16 protein-coding genes are annotated in these 17,168 nt (G+C 67.7%); 12 read left to right on the top strand and 4 right to left on the bottom strand.

The annotated features are described in order from the left end of the window. The first annotated feature begins 22 nt into the window (after positions 1 to 22). From AC3WRI_RS27075 to dsbD, 4 genes are all read left to right on the top strand, one after another. Entirely contained in the window at positions 23 to 1,003 is a 981-nt protein-coding gene (locus tag AC3WRI_RS27075; protein WP_010812374.1) for a DNA-directed RNA polymerase subunit alpha, read from the top strand. Between the two features lie 136 nt (positions 1,004 to 1,139). Continuing rightward, entirely contained in the window at positions 1,140 to 1,535 is a 396-nt protein-coding gene (gene rplQ, locus AC3WRI_RS27080) for a 50S ribosomal protein L17 (protein ID WP_010812373.1), read from the top strand. Between the two features lie 120 nt (positions 1,536 to 1,655). Then, positions 1,656 to 2,039: a divalent-cation tolerance protein CutA gene (gene cutA, locus AC3WRI_RS27085; RefSeq protein WP_010812372.1), complete on the top strand. Its 384-nt coding sequence runs from the start codon at positions 1,656 to 1,658 to the stop codon at positions 2,037 to 2,039. A gap of 67 nt (positions 2,040 to 2,106) precedes the next feature. Further along, complete coding sequence (gene dsbD, locus AC3WRI_RS27090) at positions 2,107 to 4,005, top strand: protein-disulfide reductase DsbD (protein WP_492294437.1); 1,899 nt, start codon at positions 2,107 to 2,109, stop codon at positions 4,003 to 4,005. A gap of 24 nt (positions 4,006 to 4,029) precedes the next feature. On the opposite strand, the gene AC3WRI_RS27095 is transcribed toward dsbD, so the two are convergent. The 3 genes from AC3WRI_RS27095 to yihA form a co-directional block, all read right to left on the bottom strand. After that, complete coding sequence (locus tag AC3WRI_RS27095; RefSeq protein ID WP_492294439.1) at positions 4,030 to 5,244, bottom strand: magnesium transporter CorA family protein; 1,215 nt, start codon at positions 5,242 to 5,244, stop codon at positions 4,030 to 4,032. A 22-nt stretch (positions 5,245 to 5,266) separates the two neighbouring features. Next, complete coding sequence (gene hemB, locus AC3WRI_RS27100) at positions 5,267 to 6,259, bottom strand: porphobilinogen synthase (protein ID WP_010812369.1); 993 nt, start codon at positions 6,257 to 6,259, stop codon at positions 5,267 to 5,269. 264 nt (positions 6,260 to 6,523) lie between these two features. Continuing rightward, positions 6,524 to 7,225: a ribosome biogenesis GTP-binding protein YihA/YsxC gene (yihA, locus tag AC3WRI_RS27105; protein WP_492294440.1), complete on the bottom strand. Its 702-nt coding sequence runs from the start codon at positions 7,223 to 7,225 to the stop codon at positions 6,524 to 6,526. Positions 7,226 to 7,725: 500 nt separating this feature from the next. Between yihA and AC3WRI_RS27110 the strand changes: the two genes are divergently transcribed. The 8 genes from AC3WRI_RS27110 to msrQ all read left to right on the top strand — a co-directional run bounded on the left by AC3WRI_RS27110 (position 7,726) and on the right by msrQ (position 15,859). Beyond that, the gene (locus AC3WRI_RS27110) at positions 7,726 to 8,385 is read left to right on the top strand and encodes a c-type cytochrome (RefSeq protein ID WP_010812367.1); all 660 of its coding nucleotides are present in this window, start codon (positions 7,726 to 7,728) and stop codon (positions 8,383 to 8,385) included. Positions 8,386 to 8,571: 186 nt separating this feature from the next. Further along, positions 8,572 to 10,758, top strand: coding sequence for a cytochrome c biogenesis protein ResB (locus tag AC3WRI_RS27115; protein WP_439668332.1), 2,187 nt, complete (start codon positions 8,572 to 8,574; stop codon positions 10,756 to 10,758). A 49-nt stretch (positions 10,759 to 10,807) separates the two neighbouring features. Then, positions 10,808 to 11,974, top strand: a complete 1,167-nt coding sequence (ccsB, locus tag AC3WRI_RS27120; RefSeq protein WP_136227831.1) for a c-type cytochrome biogenesis protein CcsB — start codon at positions 10,808 to 10,810, stop codon at positions 11,972 to 11,974. A gap of 159 nt (positions 11,975 to 12,133) precedes the next feature. Then, entirely contained in the window at positions 12,134 to 12,574 is a 441-nt protein-coding gene (locus AC3WRI_RS27125; RefSeq protein WP_011616154.1) for a COG4315 family predicted lipoprotein, read from the top strand. Between the two features lie 27 nt (positions 12,575 to 12,601). Continuing rightward, positions 12,602 to 13,144: an RNA polymerase sigma factor gene (locus AC3WRI_RS27130; RefSeq protein WP_010812363.1), complete on the top strand. Its 543-nt coding sequence runs from the start codon at positions 12,602 to 12,604 to the stop codon at positions 13,142 to 13,144. Next, the gene (locus tag AC3WRI_RS27135) at positions 13,141 to 13,980 is read left to right on the top strand and encodes an anti-sigma factor family protein (RefSeq protein WP_492294442.1); all 840 of its coding nucleotides are present in this window, start codon (positions 13,141 to 13,143) and stop codon (positions 13,978 to 13,980) included. Before AC3WRI_RS27130 ends, AC3WRI_RS27135 begins: the two co-directional genes overlap by 4 nt. Before the next feature lie 179 nt (positions 13,981 to 14,159). Beyond that, a complete protein-coding gene (gene msrP / locus AC3WRI_RS27140) occupies positions 14,160 to 15,161 on the top strand; it encodes a protein-methionine-sulfoxide reductase catalytic subunit MsrP (RefSeq protein ID WP_010812361.1) in 1,002 nt (333 codons plus the stop codon). Continuing rightward, on the top strand, positions 15,161 to 15,859 hold the full coding sequence (gene msrQ / locus AC3WRI_RS27145) for a protein-methionine-sulfoxide reductase heme-binding subunit MsrQ (RefSeq protein ID WP_492294444.1): 699 nt from the start codon (positions 15,161 to 15,163) through the stop codon (positions 15,857 to 15,859). Before msrP ends, msrQ begins: the two co-directional genes overlap by 1 nt. Before the next feature lie 19 nt (positions 15,860 to 15,878). Here the strand turns inward: msrQ and lysA are convergent, their stop codons facing one another. Continuing rightward, a complete protein-coding gene (lysA, locus tag AC3WRI_RS27150) occupies positions 15,879 to 17,138 on the bottom strand; it encodes a diaminopimelate decarboxylase (RefSeq protein ID WP_010812359.1) in 1,260 nt (419 codons plus the stop codon). Between the last annotated feature and the right edge of the window lie 30 nt (positions 17,139 to 17,168).

A 17,168-nucleotide genomic window follows, 5' to 3' on the forward strand; every position in this document is an offset into this window, starting at 1 on the left:
GGGTATTGAAAAGGACAACCTAATGCAAACAGCACTCCTCAAGCCAAAAATCATCGCCGTCGAGCCTCTGGGCGACCATCACGCCAAAGTCGTGATGGAGCCGTTCGAGCGCGGCTACGGCCATACGCTCGGTAACGCCCTGCGTCGCGTGCTGCTGTCGTCGATGGTCGGCTATGCACCGACCGAAGTCACGATCGCTGGGGTGGTCCACGAGTATTCCACCATCGACGGCGTGCAGGAAGACGTCGTCAACCTGCTGCTCAATCTGAAGGGCGTGGTGTTCAAGCTGCACAACCGCGACGAAGTCACGGTGTCGCTGCGCAAGGATGGCGAAGGCGTGGTCACGGCTGCCGATATCGAGCTGCCGCACGACGTCGAGATCATCAACCCGAACCACGTGATCGCCCATCTGTCCGCCGGCGGCAAGCTGGACATGCAGATCAAGGTCGAGCAAGGCCGCGGCTATGTGCCGGGCAACGTGCGCAAGTTCGGCGACGAGTCGGGCAAGGTCATCGGCCGCATCGTGCTGGACGCTTCGTTCTCGCCGGTGCGCCGCGTCTCGTACGCGGTTGAATCCGCTCGCGTGGAACAGCGTACCGACCTGGACAAGCTGGTGATGAACATCGAAACCGACGGCGTGATCTCGCCCGAGGAAGCGATCCGCCAGTCGGCCCGCATCCTGGTCGACCAGCTGTCCGTGTTCGCCGCGCTGGAAGGCACCGAGTCGGCAGCCGAGGCTGCATCGAGCCGCACGCCGCAGATCGATCCGATCCTGCTGCGCCCGGTCGACGACCTGGAGCTGACGGTGCGTTCGGCCAACTGCCTGAAGGCCGAGAACATCTACTACATCGGCGACCTGATCCAGCGTACCGAGAACGAACTGCTCAAGACCCCGAACCTGGGTCGCAAGTCGCTCAACGAGATCAAGGAAGTCCTCGCATCGCGTGGCCTGACCCTCGGCATGAAGCTCGAGAACTGGCCGCCCGCAGGTCTGGAGAAGTAATTGTGGCGCGGGGCATTGGTCCCGCACCGCGGTAACCGCCCTGGCTTCGTGCCAGGGCTCGTATGACTACCGGCCCGCGTCCAGCCGCATCGGACGATAGAAGAGCTGGTCAAACACTTAACTGAAAGGAATCATCATGCGTCACCGTCATGGTCTGCGGAAACTGAACCGCACCTCGTCGCACCGTCTCGCGATGCTGCGCAACATGTCCAACTCGCTGTTCCAGCACGAGCTGATCAAGACCACCGTGCCCAAGGCCAAGGAACTGCGCAAGGTTGTCGAGCCGCTGATCACGCTGGCCAAGAAGGACACCGTTGCCAACCGCCGCCTGGCTTTCGCCCGTCTGCGCGACCGCGACATGGTCACCAAGCTGTTCACCGAACTGGGCCCGCGCTACGCCACCCGTCCGGGCGGCTACACCCGCATCCTGAAGTTCGGTTTCCGTCAGGGCGACAATGCGCCGATGGCGCTGGTCGAACTGGTGGATCGTCCGGAAATCACCGAAGCCCCGGCTGAAGAAGCCGCGGAATAAGGTAGTTTCCCGCCCGCCGCTGCGGCGACGGGTACGGGCACACCGCTTACAATCGAGCCAGGCATCTGCCTGGCTCTTTTGTTTTTGGGCCGCCGCCGTGCCTGCCGCAAGGAGATGTCGATGCAAAGCCATGCCAGCCAGCCGGATGCCGGCGCCCCGGGCGATCCGGCCGAGGTGATCGTCGTGATCACCAATACTCCAGATGCCGAGACCGCGGCGCACCTGTCGCAGGTAGTGCTGGAGGCGCGCGCCGCCGCCTGCGTGAACCGCCTGGCGCCGGTCGAGTCCGAGTACTGGTGGCAGGGCAAGCTGGAGCGCGCGCAGGAGTGGCCGCTGCTGATCAAGACCACGCGTGCACGTTACGCTGCGCTGGAGGCCGTGATCCGGCAACATCACCCCTACGACGTGCCGGAACTCATAGCGTGGCCGGTGACGGCCGGTTACGCGCCGTACCTGGCCTGGGTCAGCAGCGAGACCGAGACCGCCTCAGGGCCGGCAAAGTAGGGGCAACCGCGCCCGCGCAGCAGCAGGTACGCCGCCCCCCAGTTCAAGACAGACAGGAAACAGCGAGATGACAATCGGTTTGGCACTTCCGGAGCGCGCGCGCGGGCAGGTCTGGGCGCGGCATATTGCCGCAGCGCTGCTGGCGGCATTGGCCTGGGTGTGCCTGGCGGGCGGCGCGCATGCCGCCACCGAAGACGACTTCCTGCCGCCGGAGCAGGCCTTCCGCTTCGCCGCGAGCCAGCTTGACGACAAGACTGTCGAGGTGCGCTTCGAGGTTGCCCCCGGCTACTACATGTACCGCGAGCGCTTCGCCTTTGCCGCGCAACCCGCCGACGTGAAGCTGGGAATGCCGGCGTATCCGCCGGGCAAGGTCAAGTTCGACGAGACCTTCGGCAAGGAGATGGAGACCTACCGCGACAGCGTGGTCATCCGCGTGCCGGTGGAGGCGGCGCCGGCCGACGGCAAGTGGTCGCTGACGGTCACCTCGCAGGGCTGCGCCGACAAGGGCCTGTGCTATCCGCCGATGGAGAGCGTGTACAAGGTCGGCGGCAGCGGGCTGGTCGACCTGTTCGGCAAGCGCGGGCGCTCGGATGCGCCGGCGGCCGTGCCTGCCCCTGCGCCAGCCGCCCCCGCGGTGCTGCGCGCCGACGACAGCGACCGTATCGCCGGCGCGCTGGCGAGCCGCAACCTGGCCCTGATCGCCGCGCTGTTCTTCGGCCTGGGCCTGCTGCTGACGTTCACTCCATGCGTGCTGCCGATGGTGCCGATCCTGTCCTCGATCGTGGTGGGCGAGCACGTCACGCGCGGCCGTGCGCTGGTGGTGTCGCTGGCCTACGTGCTGGGCATGGCGGTGGTGTACACGGCGGTCGGCGTGGCTGCCGGGCTGCTGGGCGAGGGCCTGTCGGCCGCGCTGCAGACACCGTGGGTGCTGGGCCTGTTCGCAGCGCTGATGGTGGCCCTGGCGCTGTCGATGTTCGGGCTGTACGAGCTGCAACTGCCGCAGCGCTGGCAGACCCGCCTGACCGAATCGTCGAACCGCCGCCAGGGCGGCCAGGTGGCGGGTGCGGCGGCAATGGGCGCGATCTCGGCGCTGATCGTCGGGCCCTGCGTCACCGCGCCGCTGGCCGGGGCGCTGGCCTATATCGCGCAATCCCGCGACGCCGTGATCGGCGGCGCGGCGCTGTTCGCCATGGCGCTCGGCATGGGCGTGCCGCTGGTGCTGGTGGGCGTGGGCGCGGGCAATCTGCTGCCGCGGGCCGGGCGCTGGATGGAGGTCACCAAGCGCTTCTTCGGCTTCCTGCTGCTGGGCGTGGCGCTGTGGATGCTGGGGCCGGTGCTGCCGGCCTGGGCCTCGATGCTGGCGCTGGCGGCGCTGCTGCTGGTGGCGGCGGTGTTCCTGGGCGCCTTTGACGGCCTGGGCCCGGATCCGCGCAACCTGGCGCGGGTGGGCAAGGGCGTGGGCGTGCTGTTTGCGATCGCAGCGGCGATCGTGCTGATTGGCGTGGCCTCGGGCGGGCGCGATCCGCTGCAGCCGCTGTCGCACCTGAGCGTGGCACGCGGTGGCGCGGAAGCCGCTGCCGGCGCACAGGCGGTGCGCTTCGAGCGCGTGCGCAGCGTGGCCGAGCTCGATGCCCGCGTGGCGCAGGCCGCCGCCGCAGGCAAGCCGGTGCTGCTGGATTTCTACGCCGACTGGTGCGTCAGCTGCAAGGAAATGGAGCGCATGACCTTCGTCGATCCGCGCGTGCGCGCGCGGCTGTCCGAGATCGTGCTGCTGCAGGCGGACGTGACCGCCAACAATGCCGACGACAAGGCGCTGCTCAAGCGCTTCGGCCTGTTCGGGCCGCCCGGCATCATCCTGTTCGGGCCTGACGGGCGCGAGCGCCCGGTGCGCGTGATCGGCTACCAGTCGGCCAACCGCTTCCTGGAAAGCCTGGAGCGGGCCTTCGGCACGCGTACCAGCACCTGACGCGTACCTAGTGCTGCGCGGTGGCTACCGTTCCAGCCGCCGCCCCAGCGCCCACAGCGCGGCCAGCCCCAGCGCCACGGCGCCCATCAGGCCGATCGACCACCAGAACCCGTGCGGCTCGCGCAGCCAGGGCATGCGGTCGAAGTTCATGCCGAAGACACCGGTGATCAGCGTCAGCGGCATGAACAGCGCCGTGATCAGCGTCAGCGCGCGCATGGTGCGGTTGGTCCGGTGCGCCACCGCGGAGAAGTGGATCTGCACCGCCGACTCGATCGAATCCTCCAGCCGGCGCGCGTGCGCCAGCACGCGCTGGATATGCTCCATCACGTCGTTGATGCGCACCAGCAGCACCTCGTCACGCCCCGGCGCATTGGCCGGGCCGCCGGGCTGGTCGCTGCTGAAGCGGTTGTCGAGCAGGCTGTCGCGGAATTCCTGCAGCGCGTCGCGTTGCTCTTCGCTCAGGTGCTCCAGCTTGCGCAGCTGGATGCGGGCATCCAGCAGTCCCTCCCAGCTTGAGAAGCTGCGGCGCGAATTGAGCAGCGCGCGCTGCCAGCGGTCGAGCTGGCGCGTCAGCGGCGCGCGCAGTTCCAGGTAACGGTCGACCATCGCATTGAGCAGGCGCAGCATCAGGTCCTCGGGCCGGCTGGGCGGGCGCACGCCGTGCAGCAGCGGCTGGCCATTGCCACGCACGGGCGTGGCCTGCGGGCGTGGTGCCTGGCATAGCTCGATCAGACGCTGGCGCACCTGGTCAACGGTGCGCGATTGCCCCGAGCGCACCGTGACCAGCACCGTGTCGAACACGAAAAACGTGACCGGCTGGGTGTCGATCTTGGCCAGTGCCGGGAGGAAGCCGGGCGGATAGCGCTTCTGGCGGGCGGCGGACTCGGCAGCGGACGGCTTCGCCGTGCCGGCCACAGGGTCCTGCGGCTCGGCCTCGGCGATGGCGCGGCTGGTCTCGAAGGTGAGCTTGCGGAAGATCACCATGTCGTACGCATTGGTCGTGTCGAAATACGACGGATGCGCGGCATTGGTGGCGTCGGCCAGGTGCAGGTCCAGGATCGGCGCGCCGGCAAGCTGGCGCACGCTCTCGCGCCAGGCATCCGGCGCGGCGGTGACTTCTTCTGTGGAGAAATCCGCCCAGACGAACAGCGACGCGGCATTGCTGCCGAGGAAGTTGCCCGCCTCGGTGAGCGAGACGAGCGGGTGTACCTGGCTGGCCGAGAAGCCTAGCAGTTCCATAGGCGCTCTGTCGGTTAGCCGCTCAGGCCGTCAGCAGCCGCGCGGCGTCGCGCGCGAAATAGGTCAGGATGCCGTCGGCGCCGGCGCGGCGGAAGGCCAGCAGCGATTCCATCATCACCTTGTCGTGGTCCAGCCAGCCGTTCTGCGCGGCGGCCTTGAGCATCGCGTATTCGCCGCTGACCTGGTAGACGTAGGTGGGGAAGCGGAACTCGTCCTTCACGCGGCGCACGATGTCCAGGTACGGCATGCCGGGCTTGACCATCACCATGTCGGCGCCTTCCAGGATGTCCTGTGCCACCTCGCGCAGGGCCTCGTCGGTATTGGCCGGATCCATCTGGTAGGTCATCTTGTTGCCCTTGCCCAGGTTGGCGGCCGAGCCCACCGCGTCGCGGAAGGGGCCGTAGAACGCCGACGCATACTTGGCCGAGTACGCCATGATGCGCGTATGGATATGGCCGTTGTCTTCCAGCGCGGTGCGCACCGCGCCGATGCGGCCATCCATCATGTCGGACGGGGCCACGATGTCGACACCGGCTTCGGCCTGTGCCAATGCCTGGCGCACCAGGATCTCGACGGTCACATCGTTGATGACGTAGCCGTTGTCGTCCAGCACGCCGTCCTGGCCGTGGCTGGTGTACGGGTCGAGCGCCACGTCGCAGAGCACGCCGAGCTCGGGGAAGCGGTCCTTGAGCGCGCGCACGGCACGTGGCACCAGGCCCTCGGGGTTGGTGGCCTCGATGCCGTCCGGCGTCTTCAGGGACGGGTCGATCACCGGGAACAGCGCGATCACCGGGATGCCCAGCTTGACGCAGTCTTCGGCCACCGGCATCAGCAGGTCGACCGACACGCGCTCGACGCCCGGCATCGACGCCACCGCCTGGCGCTGGTTCTGGCCGTCAAGGATGAAGACGGGGTAGATCAGGTTGTCCGGCGACAGGCGATGCTCGCGCATCATGCGGCGGGAGAAATCATCGCGGCGCATGCGGCGCGGGCGGTATTCGGGGAAGGTGGACATGGCGGGCTTCTTGACTGTAGGGCTGGACAGGAAAGCGGGCCGGCAAGCACGGCGCGCGCGGCAAAGCGCGGTCCAAAGCCGCTGGCCGAAGAAAAACTAAACTTTTGAGCGTGCCCGCTATCATACTCGCGGACACTTTGCGTTGCGCCCTGCGTGGCGCGGTGTCCCCCGCTACTCCTCCCTGAGCGGGTACCCGCCCCAGCGGCGGGAAAGTTTGTCCCCGTTGCTTGCAGCGGGGCTTTTTTTTGCGTGCTGACCTGGTGATTACACTGCGGGATCGGCAGCAGGCGGCTCGCTCTTCTCCGCTGCGGACCGGGCTTCGGCCTTCTGCGCTTCCGGCAGGTTGAGCCAGCCGGCGATCACGCCCTGCGCCTCTTCGATGCCGCGGCGCTTCAGGCTGGAGAAGAGCTGTGCCGTCATCGGCACCGGTGTTTCCATCTGCTCGGCGTAGCCCTGCAGCATCTTGCGGGTCTCGCGCAGCGCCTTGGCGTTGTCGCTGTTGGTCAGCTTGTCGGCCTTGGTCAGCAGCACGTGGATGGGGCGCCCCGTCGGCAGGAACCACTCCACCATCTGGCAATCGAGATCCGTGAACGGACGGCGCGCGTCCATCATCAGGATCAGGCCGGACAGTTGCTGGCGCGTCTGCACATAGTCGCTCAGCAGCCCCTGCCAGTGGTACTTGGCCGAGCCCGAGACCTCGGCATAGCCGTAGCCGGGCAGGTCGACCAGGAAGGCGAGCGGGTCGGGCGCCTTGACCGGCGCCACCGAGAAATAGTTGATGTGCTGCGTGCGCCCGGGGGTGCGCGACGAGAACGCCAGCCGCTTCTGGTTGCACAGGATGTTGATGGCCGTGGACTTGCCGGCGTTGGAGCGGCCGGCGAACGCCACCTCCGGCACGGCCGTGGCGGGCAGGTCGCGCAGGTGGTTCACGGTGATGAAGAAGCGGGCCTGGTGAAGAAGGGACATGCGCTAGAGCGGTGGGGCGGGCCGCGGAGGCTGTGCGCATTGCGCATGCCGGGGCCGGGGTCTCGCCAGGGTGGGATGGCTGGCGGCCTGGGCCGCCCGCCGGGGTTGATCTGGCGCAGCCCGAAAGGGGCATGACAAGGCGCAAGGCATCAATCCGGCACATAACTTATTGTACAATACGCCGGTTTACGGTCTCCTGAACGGGTGACGCGTGGCATCCATGGCCGCGTGCCTCGGCTGCCGTCGTCCGGGCGGGAAGCCTAGTGTGTCGTTCCATCGTGGGCAGGGCCTTTGCCCCGCATTGCGCGTTGCACCGGAGGGTGCGGCGGCTGCGGGAGCGGGCTGGCGGGGTCTGCCGCCACGGCCAGCGCTTTGCGGATCGGTCAGCCGCGCGCGGGTCGCCACGATACCAGCCTTTGCACCGGCGCGTCCTCACCGCCGGCAAAGCGCCGGGGCGGCACGCATCACGGTATCCAAAACAATTCAGAGAAGGTGTGCGAATGAACCGCATTGCGAAGATTCTGGGTGTCCTGGCTTTGGCCGTTCCTGCCGCCGCCCTTTCCGGAATGGCATCTGCCGCAGAGCAGGCCGCCGCAAAGGCTGACCCGGCCAAGGGTGAAACGCTGTACACGCAAGGTGCCCCCGACCGCAATGTGCCCGCCTGCCTGAGCTGCCACGGCGCCGCCGGCAACAGTGCCGCCGCCGCCAACCCGAAGCTGGCCGCCCAGCATCCCGAGTACGTCCACAAGCAGCTGGCCGACTTCAAGTCCAAGGCACGCAACAACGCGATCATGGTGCCGATGGCGTCGGTGCTGACCGACGAGGAAATGCGCAACGTCGGCGCCTACCTGGCCAAGCAGTCGCTCAAGCCGGCCACCGCCAAGAACAAGGACACCATCGAAGCCGGCCAGAAGATCTACCGCGGCGGCATCGCAGCCAAGGGCGTGCCCGCCTGCGCCGCCTGCCACGGTCCTACTGCGGCCGGCATCCCCGCCCAGTACCCGCGCATCGGCGGCCAGTGGGCGGACTATACCGAGGCACAACTGGTGGCATTCCGCCAGGGCACCCGCAAGAACAACCCGGTCATGACGACCATCGCCGCCAAGATGTCGGATGCCGAGATCAAGGCGGTGGCGGATTACGTCGCCGGCGTTCGATAACGATTCCGCGACTCCGCTGGCGCCCGCCAGGCGCCGGCGCGTTGGTTTGGCGGTCCCCCGTTCCGGCGGGGGGCCGCGGCATGCAACCGAACGCGCCTGTCACAATCGAAAAGGGTGGCCTGCTTGCCAAAGCATGTCCGCCCTTTTTTCATTTCCAGCCGCACGTTGTTTTAGGTTTCCCTGCACATGTCGACCGCTTCCACTTCAGGGCTGCACCTGAAGACCTCTCACCGCGTGCTGCGCGACGCGGTCGAATTGTTGTCCTCGATGCGCTTCGCGATCGCGCTGCTGACGGTGATCTCCATCGCCAGCGTGATCGGCACCGTGCTCAAGCAGAACGAGCCGTATCCCAACTACGTCAACCAGTTCGGGCCGTTCTGGGCCGATGTGTTCCACACGCTGTCGCTGCAGAAGGTCTACGGTTCCTGGTGGTTCCTGCTGATCCTGGCCTTCCTGGTGGTGTCGACCAGCCTTTGCCTGATCCGCAATGCGCCCAGGATGGTGGCGGACATGCGCTCGTGGAAGGACCATGTGCGCGAGCGCAGCCTGCGCGCCTTCCATCACCGCGGCGAATTCGACGGCGCGCGCCCGCGCACCGAGGCGGTGAGCCGCCTGTCGGCGCTGCTGCGCAACCGCGGCTACCGCCTCAAGGCGGTCGAGCATGACGGCGCCACCCTGCTGGCGGCCAAGGCCGGCGCGGCCAACAAGGCCGGCTATATCCTGGCGCACACCGCCATCGTGGTGATCTGTATTGGCGGCCTGCTGGACGGCGACCTGCTGATCCGCGCGCAGATGTGGCTGGGCGGCAAGACCCCGATCAGCGGCAACGCGGTCATCAGCGAGATCCCGCCGCAGCACCGGCTGTCGGCGAGCAACCCGGGCTTTCGCGGCAACGCCTACGTGCCCGAGGGCTCGACCGTCTCCACCGCTATCCTGAACATCTCGGACGGCGCGCTGGTGCAGGACCTGCCTTTCGCGATCACGCTCAAGAAGTTCAAGGTCGATTTCTACGAGACCGGCATGCCCAAGCTGTTTGCCTCGGACGTGATCGTGACCGACCGCGCCACCGGCAAGCAGACCGAGGCCACCATCAAGGTGAACGAGCCGCTGATCGTCGACGGCATCGCCATCTACCAGTCCAGCTTCGAGGACGGCGGCTCGCGCCTGAAGTTCGTCGGCTACCCGATGCAGGGCAGCGGCCACGCCACCTTCACCATCGATGGCGCGGTGGGCGGCAACAAGCCGCTGGCGGGCACCGGCACCAACGCCGACAGCGATGGCCTGACGGTCGAGTTCAGCGACTTCCGGCTGATGAATATCGAGAACGTCACCGATGCCTCGGGCAAGCCCGACGCGCGTGGCGTGGCGCGCAAATCGTTCAACGAGACCCTGGAAAAGCACCTGGGCGCCGCCGCCAGCACCGACCGCGCCAAGACGCTGCGCAATGTCGGCCCGTCGGTGCAGTACAAGCTGCGCGACCGCACCGGCCAGGCGCGCGAGTTCAACAACTACATGGTGCCGGTGCAGATGGACGGCCAGTCGGTGTTCCTGGCCGGCATGCGTGAATCGCCCAGCGAACCATTCCGCTATCTGCGCATCCCCGCCGACGACCAGGGCAGCGTGGCCGACTGGATGCGCCTGCGCGCCGCGCTGCAGGACCGCGCGCTGCGCGGCGAAGCCGCGCGCCGCTTTGCGCTGGCGTCGATGCCGGGCGATGACAAGGCCGACCTGCGCCGCCAGCTGGCCGAAAGCTCGCTGCGTGCGCTCGACCTGTTCGCCGGCGCCACGCGGCCCACGCCGGATTCGCCCCCGGGCGGTTTCACCGCGATCGCCGCCTTCCTCGAGAAATCCGTGCCCCCGGCCGAGCAGCAGAAGGCCGCCGACGTGCTCCTGAAGATCCTGAACGGTTCGATGTGGGAGCTGTGGCAGCTGGCGCGCGCCCAGGACAAGCTGCCGGTGGTGGCCAATAGCGCCCAGAGCGGCACCTTCCTGCAGCAGGCCATCAACGCGCTGTCGGACAGTTTCTTCTACGGCGCGCCGGTGTTCCTGCAGCTCGACGACTTCAAGGAGATCAAGGCCAGCGTGTTCCAGCTGACCCGTGCGCCGGGCAAGAACATCGTGTATCTTGGCTGTCTGCTGCTGGTGCTGGGCGTGTTCGCGATGTTCTATATCCGCGAGCGCCGGGTCTGGATCTGGGTGAAAGACAAGCCCGCCGAGGGCGACACCGAGCCTGGCAGCCATGTGCTGATGGCGATGTCGACCCAGCGCCGCACGATGGATTTCGAAAAGGAATTCACGGCGCTGCGTGACGATATCGGCCGCGCCGCAGGGGGCCGCAGCGAGGCGCCCGAGCCCGCCGGCACCCCCCACTGAATTGAGCAGGTACGCTATGTCCTCAAATGTGAACCAGGCCGGTCCCGCCATGCGCGGCACCACGCGCGCCGACACCGGCGCTGACGAGGCCTATCTCGAACCTTCCTTCCTGCGCCGTCTGACCTGGGTGGACTGGCTCTTTGCGCTGGCGCTGGCGGTTGGCGCCGGCGTGGCGCTGTCGCAATACGGGCAGTGGATGGATGGCTACGACAAGGCCGTGCTGATCGGCGCCGTGCCTACCTTCGCGCTGCTCGGCTGGCACTGGAAGGCGGTGCGCCCGCTGATGCTGGCGCTCACCGCGCTGTCGCTGTTCGCGATCCAGCTCTACCAGGGGCAGCTGGCGCGCGCGGACCAGGCCTTCTTCCTGAAGTACTTCCTGTCGAGCCAGTCAGCCATCCTGTGGATGAGCGCGCTGGTGTTCCTGTCCACGCTGTTCTACTGGCTCGGGCTGGCGGCGCGCTCGAACACGGGCTACAGCATCGGCAGCAAGCTGTGCTGGGGCGCGGTGGTGCTGGGCTTCACCGGCCTGCTGGTGCGCTGGTACGAGTCCTACCTGATCGGCACGGACATCGGCCACATCCCCATTTCCAACCTCTATGAAGTGTTCGTGCTGTTCACGCTGATCACTTCGCTGTTCTACCTCTACTACGAAGGCCGCTACGCCACGCGCGCGCTGGGTCCGTTCGTGATGCTGGTGGTGTCGGCCGCGGTGGGCTTCCTGCTGTGGTACACGGTCAGCCGCAATGCGCAGGAGATCCAGCCGCTGGTGCCGGCGCTGCAAAGCTGGTGGATGAAGATCCACGTGCCGGCCAACTTTATCGGCTACGGCACCTTTGCGCTGGCGGCGATGGTCTCGGTGGCCTACCTGCTCAAGCAGCGCGGCATCCTGGCCGAACGCCTGCCATCGCTGGAACTGCTCGATGATGTGATGTACAAGGCCATTGCAGTCGGCTTTGCCTTCTTCACCATCGCCACCATCCTGGGCGCGCTGTGGGCGGCCGAGGCCTGGGGCGGCTACTGGAGCTGGGACCCGAAGGAAACCTGGGCGCTGATCGTCTGGCTGAACTACGCGGCGTGGCTGCACATGCGGCTGATGAAGGGCCTGCGCGGCACGGTGGCGGCCTGGTGGGCGCTGGTCGGCCTGCTGGTGACGACCTTTGCGTTCCTGGGCGTCAACATGTTCCTGTCGGGCCTGCACAGCTACGGCGAACTGTGACGCGGCGCCATGCTGCAATGCAAGAACCTGCCTCCGGGCAGGTTTTTTTTCGTCTTTTTTCAATTTTTCTGGATGCCCATGGAATAAAGGCGTCACATCCGGTGTTTACTTGAGGAGCGGTGCCGGCTGGCGGCACCGGTTTGCATGGAGAACAAGATCATGGCACGTGTGCGTCTTACCACTGCAGCATCCCTCGTTCGTCCCGCCGCGCTCGCGCTCGGCTGTGCGGCTGTCCTGCTCGCCGGTTGTTCCGGCATGGGCCTGGGCGGTGGCGGCGGCGCCGGCAACTTGCCGCCCACGGTGAAGGTGACCAGTGGCGTGCTGACCGATCCGCAGGGCCTGACGCTGTACACCTTCGACCGCGACACCGCCGGCAGCGGCAAGAGCGCCTGCAATGGCCCGTGCGCCACCAACTGGCCGCCGCTGATGGCCGCGCCTGGCAGCAATGCGTCGGGCCAGTACACCATCATCACGCGCGATGACGGCGGCAAGCAGTGGGCGTACCGCGGCATGCCGCTGTACCGCTTTGCCAAGGACGCCAAGCCGGGCGACCGCACCGGCGACAACCTCAACAACGTCTGGCACGTGGCCAAGCCCTGACGCTTCGGCAGCCACCGCAGCCACGGCATGGAAGGGTTTGACGGCCAGCTCGTCGCGCTGGCGCCGCGGCTGCGGCGCCATGCGCGCGGCCTCACCGGCGACGCGGCGCTGGCCGACGACCTGGTGCAGGACACGCTCGAGCGCGCGCTGCGCTACCGCTGGCGCTTCCGCCTGCGCCCCGGCGCCTGGTGGGGCGACGGCGCCGATGGCCTGCTGCCGTGGCTGCTGACCCTGATGCACCGCCTGCGCCTGAATACCGTGCGCAGGAAGGAACTGGTGGTCACCACCGAGACGCTGCCCGAGGTCAGCGCCCCCGCTGACGACCCCGGTCTGCGCCGCGACCTGGTGCAGGCGCTGGCGCAACTGCCGGAGGCGCAGCGCGCGGTGCTGCTGCTGGTCAGCCTGGAACAACTGACGTACGCCGAGGCCGCGCGCGTGCTCGATATTCCGCAGGGCACGGTGATGTCGCGCCTGGCGCGGTCGCGCGAGCAGATGCGGCGGCTGCTCGACGGCAAGGCGCCCGCTGCCGTGCCGGCAGCTTCCGGCAAGCCCCTGCAGCGGGTGAAATGATGTCCGCCATCCACGAAGCCGATCTACATGCCTACGCCGATGGCCAGCTTTCCGGCGCGCGGCGCGCCGCCGTGGAGGCGTACCTGGCGCAGCATCCGGAGGCGGCGGCACAGGTCGCAGTCTGGCGCAGGCAGGCCGATGCCCTGCACGGGGCGCTGGATCCCGTACTGAACGAACCCGTACCGCTCGCGGCCTTGCCGCCGGGGCTGCACGGAGATCGCAAGCGCAATGCCGCGCGAACCAGGCCGCGCTGGGCGATGGCGCTGGCGGCCACCTGCGCGTCGGTGGCACTGCTGGCGGTGGGCAGCGCTCTCGGCTGGCTGGCGCATGACCGCCTTGGCGGCAGCACGCTGGTGCTGGCGCCCGGCGAGCGCTTTGCGCGCGAGGCGCTGGCGACGCACGCGGTCTACGCTCCGGAAATGCGCCACCCGGTTGAAGTCGCGGCGACGGAAGAGGCCCATCTGATCGCATGGCTGTCCAAGCGCCTGGGCACGGCGCTGCAGGTGCCGGACCTGCGCGCGCAGGGCTTCCACCTGATTGGCGGCCGCCTGGGCGTGGCCGAAGGCGGCCCGTCGGCCATCCTGATGTATGAAGCGGACGACGGTACGCGCCTGTCGCTGCAGTTGCGGCGCATGGCACAGGGCACGCCCGATACGGGCTTCCGCGTCGAGCGCATGCCAGGCGCAGGCTCCAGGCGGCCAGCCGCCGGCCGCGACCCGATGATGGCCTTCTACTGGATCGACCGCGACCTGGGCTTTGCGCTGGCGGGCCCGCTGGAGCGGGCGCGGCTGCTCACGGTGGCTCAGATGGTGTACCAGCAATACCAGGGCGGATAGCCGCGCGCGAGGTGCTGGCGGCACATTGCGTGCGCCTGGCGCCTCATGACCCGCGGCATTCCGACGCAGGCACAAAAAACTGTCAGGACTGGCCAGCACTCTCCGACCAAGGCCAGAGTCCAATCCTGCAAGCGTGTGGGCGCGACCGGCGCCGGCACGGCCAGGCAACGAGGAAAACCATGCTGATCCCTTCCCCCAAATGGCTGCGCGGCGGCGATATCGCCGCCGGCGAGGTCACGCCCCGTCACGTCTTCGAAGCGCGCCGCCGCATGCTGGCGCTGGCCGCGGCCGGCGCAGCCGGCAGCACGCTGGCGCCGTGGTTTGCGCGCCAGGCCCTGGCGCAGGGGCAGCACGGCCAGAAGCTGGCCGCCACGCCCAACAACGCCTATGTCATCACCGACAAGCGCACGCCCTTCGAGGACGTCACCACCTACAACAACTTCTACGAATTCGGCACCGACAAGTCCGACCCGGCGCGCAACGCCGGCACGCTGCGCCCGCGCCCATGGCAGGTGTCGGTGGAGGGGCTGGTGAAGAAGCCCAAGGTCTATGACCTGGACGAGCTGATGAAGCTGGCGGCAATGGAAGAGCGCGTCTACCGCCTGCGCTGCGTGGAGGGTTGGTCGATGGTGATCCCGTGGGTCGGCTACCCGCTGGCCGAGCTGATCCGGCGCGTCGAGCCGCAGCCTGGTGCCAGGTACATCCAGTTCATCACGCTGGCCGACAAGAAGCAGATGCCCGGCGTCAGCAGCGGCGTGCTCGACTGGCCGTACAGCGAGGGCCTGCGCATGGACGAGGCCATGCACCCGCTGGCGCTGCTGACCTTCGGCCTGTACGGCGAGGTCCTGCCCAACCAGAACGGCGCGCCGGTGCGCATGGTGGTGCCGTGGAAGTACGGCTTCAAGAGCGCCAAGTCGATCGTGAAGATCCGCTTTGTCGACAAGCAGCCGCCCACCAGCTGGAACCTGGCCGCGCCGCAGGAATACGGCTTCTATTCGAACGTGAATCCGGACGTGGACCATCCGCGCTGGAGCCAGGCCACCGAGCGCCGCATCGGCGAGGAGCGCGGCAGCGGCTTTGGCGCGTTGTTCGCACCCAAGCGCAAGACCCTGCCGTTCAATGGCTACGGCCAGCAGGTGGCGTCGCTGTACCAGGGCATGGACCTGAAGAAGTTCTTCTGATGCAAGGCGAGCGCATGGCTACCTCTTCCACCAGCGCCGCCGCCGTGGCGGCGCGCAAGCCGGCCGGCCTGGCCACGCTGTCGCCGCAGCGCGTGCGCGCGCTCAAGCTTGCGGTCTGGCTGCTGGCGCTGCTGCCGTTCGTACGGCTGCTGTACCTGGGTGCCACGGAGCAGTTCGGCGCCAATCCGCTTGAATTCGTGACGCGCTCCACCGGCACCTGGACGCTGGTGATGCTGTGCCTGACGCTGACCATCACCCCGATGCGCCGCCTCACTGGCTGGAACTGGCTGATCAAGCTGCGGCGCATGCTGGGCCTGTTCGCGTTCTTCTACGGCCTGCAGCACTTCCTGCTGTGGATCGGGGTGGACCGCGGCTTTGACCTCGCCTACATGATCAAGGATGTGTACAAGCGGCCCTTCATCACGGTGGGTTTCACCGCCTTCATGCTGATGATCCCGCTGGCGCTGACTTCCACCAATGGCATGGTGCGCTGGCTGGGCGGCAAGCGCTGGCAGGCGCTGCACAAGCTGGTCTATGCGATCGCGGTGCTGGCCATCCTGCACTACTGGTGGCACAAGGCGGGCAAGAACGACTTTGGCGAAGTGTCGATCTATGCGGCGGTGGTGTTCGTGTTGCTGGGGATGCGGCTGTGGTGGCGGCTGCGCAAGCCCGCGGGGGCGCGCCAGCCCACCGCGTAGGCGGGCCGGGCTTGGGGTCTTAGTCCTGCAGCAGGCGCTCGTCGCGGAACAGGTCCTCGACCAGTTCGCGCTCGCGCACCAGGTGCACGCTGGCGCCATCGACCATCACTTCGGCGGCGCGCGGACGGGTGTTGTAGTTGGAGCTCATGGTGAAGCCGTAGGCGCCGGCCGACATCACTGCCAGCAGGTCGCCCGGCTGCACCGCGAGCGCGCGGTCGCGGCCGAGCCAGTCACCGGATTCGCACACCGGGCCGACGATGTCGTAGGTCGCCGCTTGCGCGTCGCGCAGCACCACCGGCTCGATGCGGTGGTAGGCCTCGTACATGGCCGGGCGTGCCAGGTCGTTCATGGCGGCATCGACGATGCAGAAGTTCTTGGCCGCGCCGGGCTTGAGGAACTCCACCTGCGTCAGCAGCACGCCGGCGTTGCCCACCAGCGAGCGGCCCGGCTCGAACAGCACCTCGCGGTGGCCGTGGCCGCGCGCGGCCACGCGTTCCAGCAGCGTGGTGGCAAAGCCGGTGATGTCCGGCGGGGTTTCGTCGGTGTAGGTGATGCCCAGGCCGCCGCCCACGTCGATATGCTCCAGGCGGATGCCGTCGCGCTCGAGCGCCTCGACTACGTCCAGCACCTTGTCCAGTGCTTCCAGATAGGGCTCGACCTCGGTGATCTGCGATCCGATATGGCAGTCGATGCCAGTCACTTCCAGATGCGGCAGCGCGGCCGCGGCGCGGTAGGTCGGCAGCACGTCCTCGAAGGCGATGCCGAACTTGTTGCCCTTCAGGCCGGTGGAGATATACGGGTGCGTCTTGGCATCCACGTCCGGGTTGATGCGCAGCGACACGCGCGCACGCTTGCCCACGCGGCCGGCCACTTCGTTGAGGCGGTCCAGCTCGGGGATCGACTCGACATTGAAGCAACGCACGTCATGTGCCAGCGCCAGTTCCATTTCCGCCGCGCTCTTGCCCACGCCCGAGAACACTACCTTGCGCGGGTCGCCGCCGGCGGCCAGCACGCGCTTGAGTTCGCCGCCCGAGACGATGTCGAAGCCGGCGCCGAGCTTGGCAAACACCTGCAGCACCGCCAGGTTGGAGTTTGCCTTCATGGCGTACTGGACCTGCGCCTTGCGGCCCTGGCAGGCGGCGGCGTAGGCCTGGTAGGCAGCGGTCAGCGCCGCGCGCGAGTACACATAGGTGGGCGTGCCGAATTCAGCGGCGATGCGCGCCAGCGGCACCTGCTCGACGGCAAGCGCGCCGTCCTGGCGATGGAAAAATGCGGTCATGGTTATCGGGTGGTGGGGGCGGCAGGAGAC

Source organism: Cupriavidus sp. FW305-27 (assembly GCF_058787995.1).

Coding starts and splice junctions, on each gene's coding strand:
- lysA (WP_010812359.1), bottom strand. CDS start 17,138: ATGACCGCATTTTTCCATCGCCAGGACGGCGCGCTTGCCGTCGAGCAG.
- AC3WRI_RS27110 (WP_010812367.1), top strand. CDS start 7,726: ATGAACCGCATTGCGAAGATTCTGGGTGTCCTGGCTTTGGCCGTTCCT.
- AC3WRI_RS27125 (WP_011616154.1), top strand. CDS start 12,134: ATGGCACGTGTGCGTCTTACCACTGCAGCATCCCTCGTTCGTCCCGCC.
- yihA (WP_492294440.1), bottom strand. CDS start 7,225: ATGTCCCTTCTTCACCAGGCCCGCTTCTTCATCACCGTGAACCACCTG.
- msrP (WP_010812361.1), top strand. CDS start 14,160: ATGCTGATCCCTTCCCCCAAATGGCTGCGCGGCGGCGATATCGCCGCC.
- AC3WRI_RS27130 (WP_010812363.1), top strand. CDS start 12,602: ATGGAAGGGTTTGACGGCCAGCTCGTCGCGCTGGCGCCGCGGCTGCGG.
- msrQ (WP_492294444.1), top strand. CDS start 15,161: ATGCAAGGCGAGCGCATGGCTACCTCTTCCACCAGCGCCGCCGCCGTG.
- cutA (WP_010812372.1), top strand. CDS start 1,656: ATGCAAAGCCATGCCAGCCAGCCGGATGCCGGCGCCCCGGGCGATCCG.
- ccsB (WP_136227831.1), top strand. CDS start 10,808: ATGCGCGGCACCACGCGCGCCGACACCGGCGCTGACGAGGCCTATCTC.
- AC3WRI_RS27135 (WP_492294442.1), top strand. CDS start 13,141: ATGATGTCCGCCATCCACGAAGCCGATCTACATGCCTACGCCGATGGC.
- hemB (WP_010812369.1), bottom strand. CDS start 6,259: ATGTCCACCTTCCCCGAATACCGCCCGCGCCGCATGCGCCGCGATGAT.
- rplQ (WP_010812373.1), top strand. CDS start 1,140: ATGCGTCACCGTCATGGTCTGCGGAAACTGAACCGCACCTCGTCGCAC.
- AC3WRI_RS27075 (WP_010812374.1), top strand. CDS start 23: ATGCAAACAGCACTCCTCAAGCCAAAAATCATCGCCGTCGAGCCTCTG.
- dsbD (WP_492294437.1), top strand. CDS start 2,107: ATGACAATCGGTTTGGCACTTCCGGAGCGCGCGCGCGGGCAGGTCTGG.
- AC3WRI_RS27095 (WP_492294439.1), bottom strand. CDS start 5,244: ATGGAACTGCTAGGCTTCTCGGCCAGCCAGGTACACCCGCTCGTCTCG.
- AC3WRI_RS27115 (WP_439668332.1), top strand. CDS start 8,572: ATGTCGACCGCTTCCACTTCAGGGCTGCACCTGAAGACCTCTCACCGC.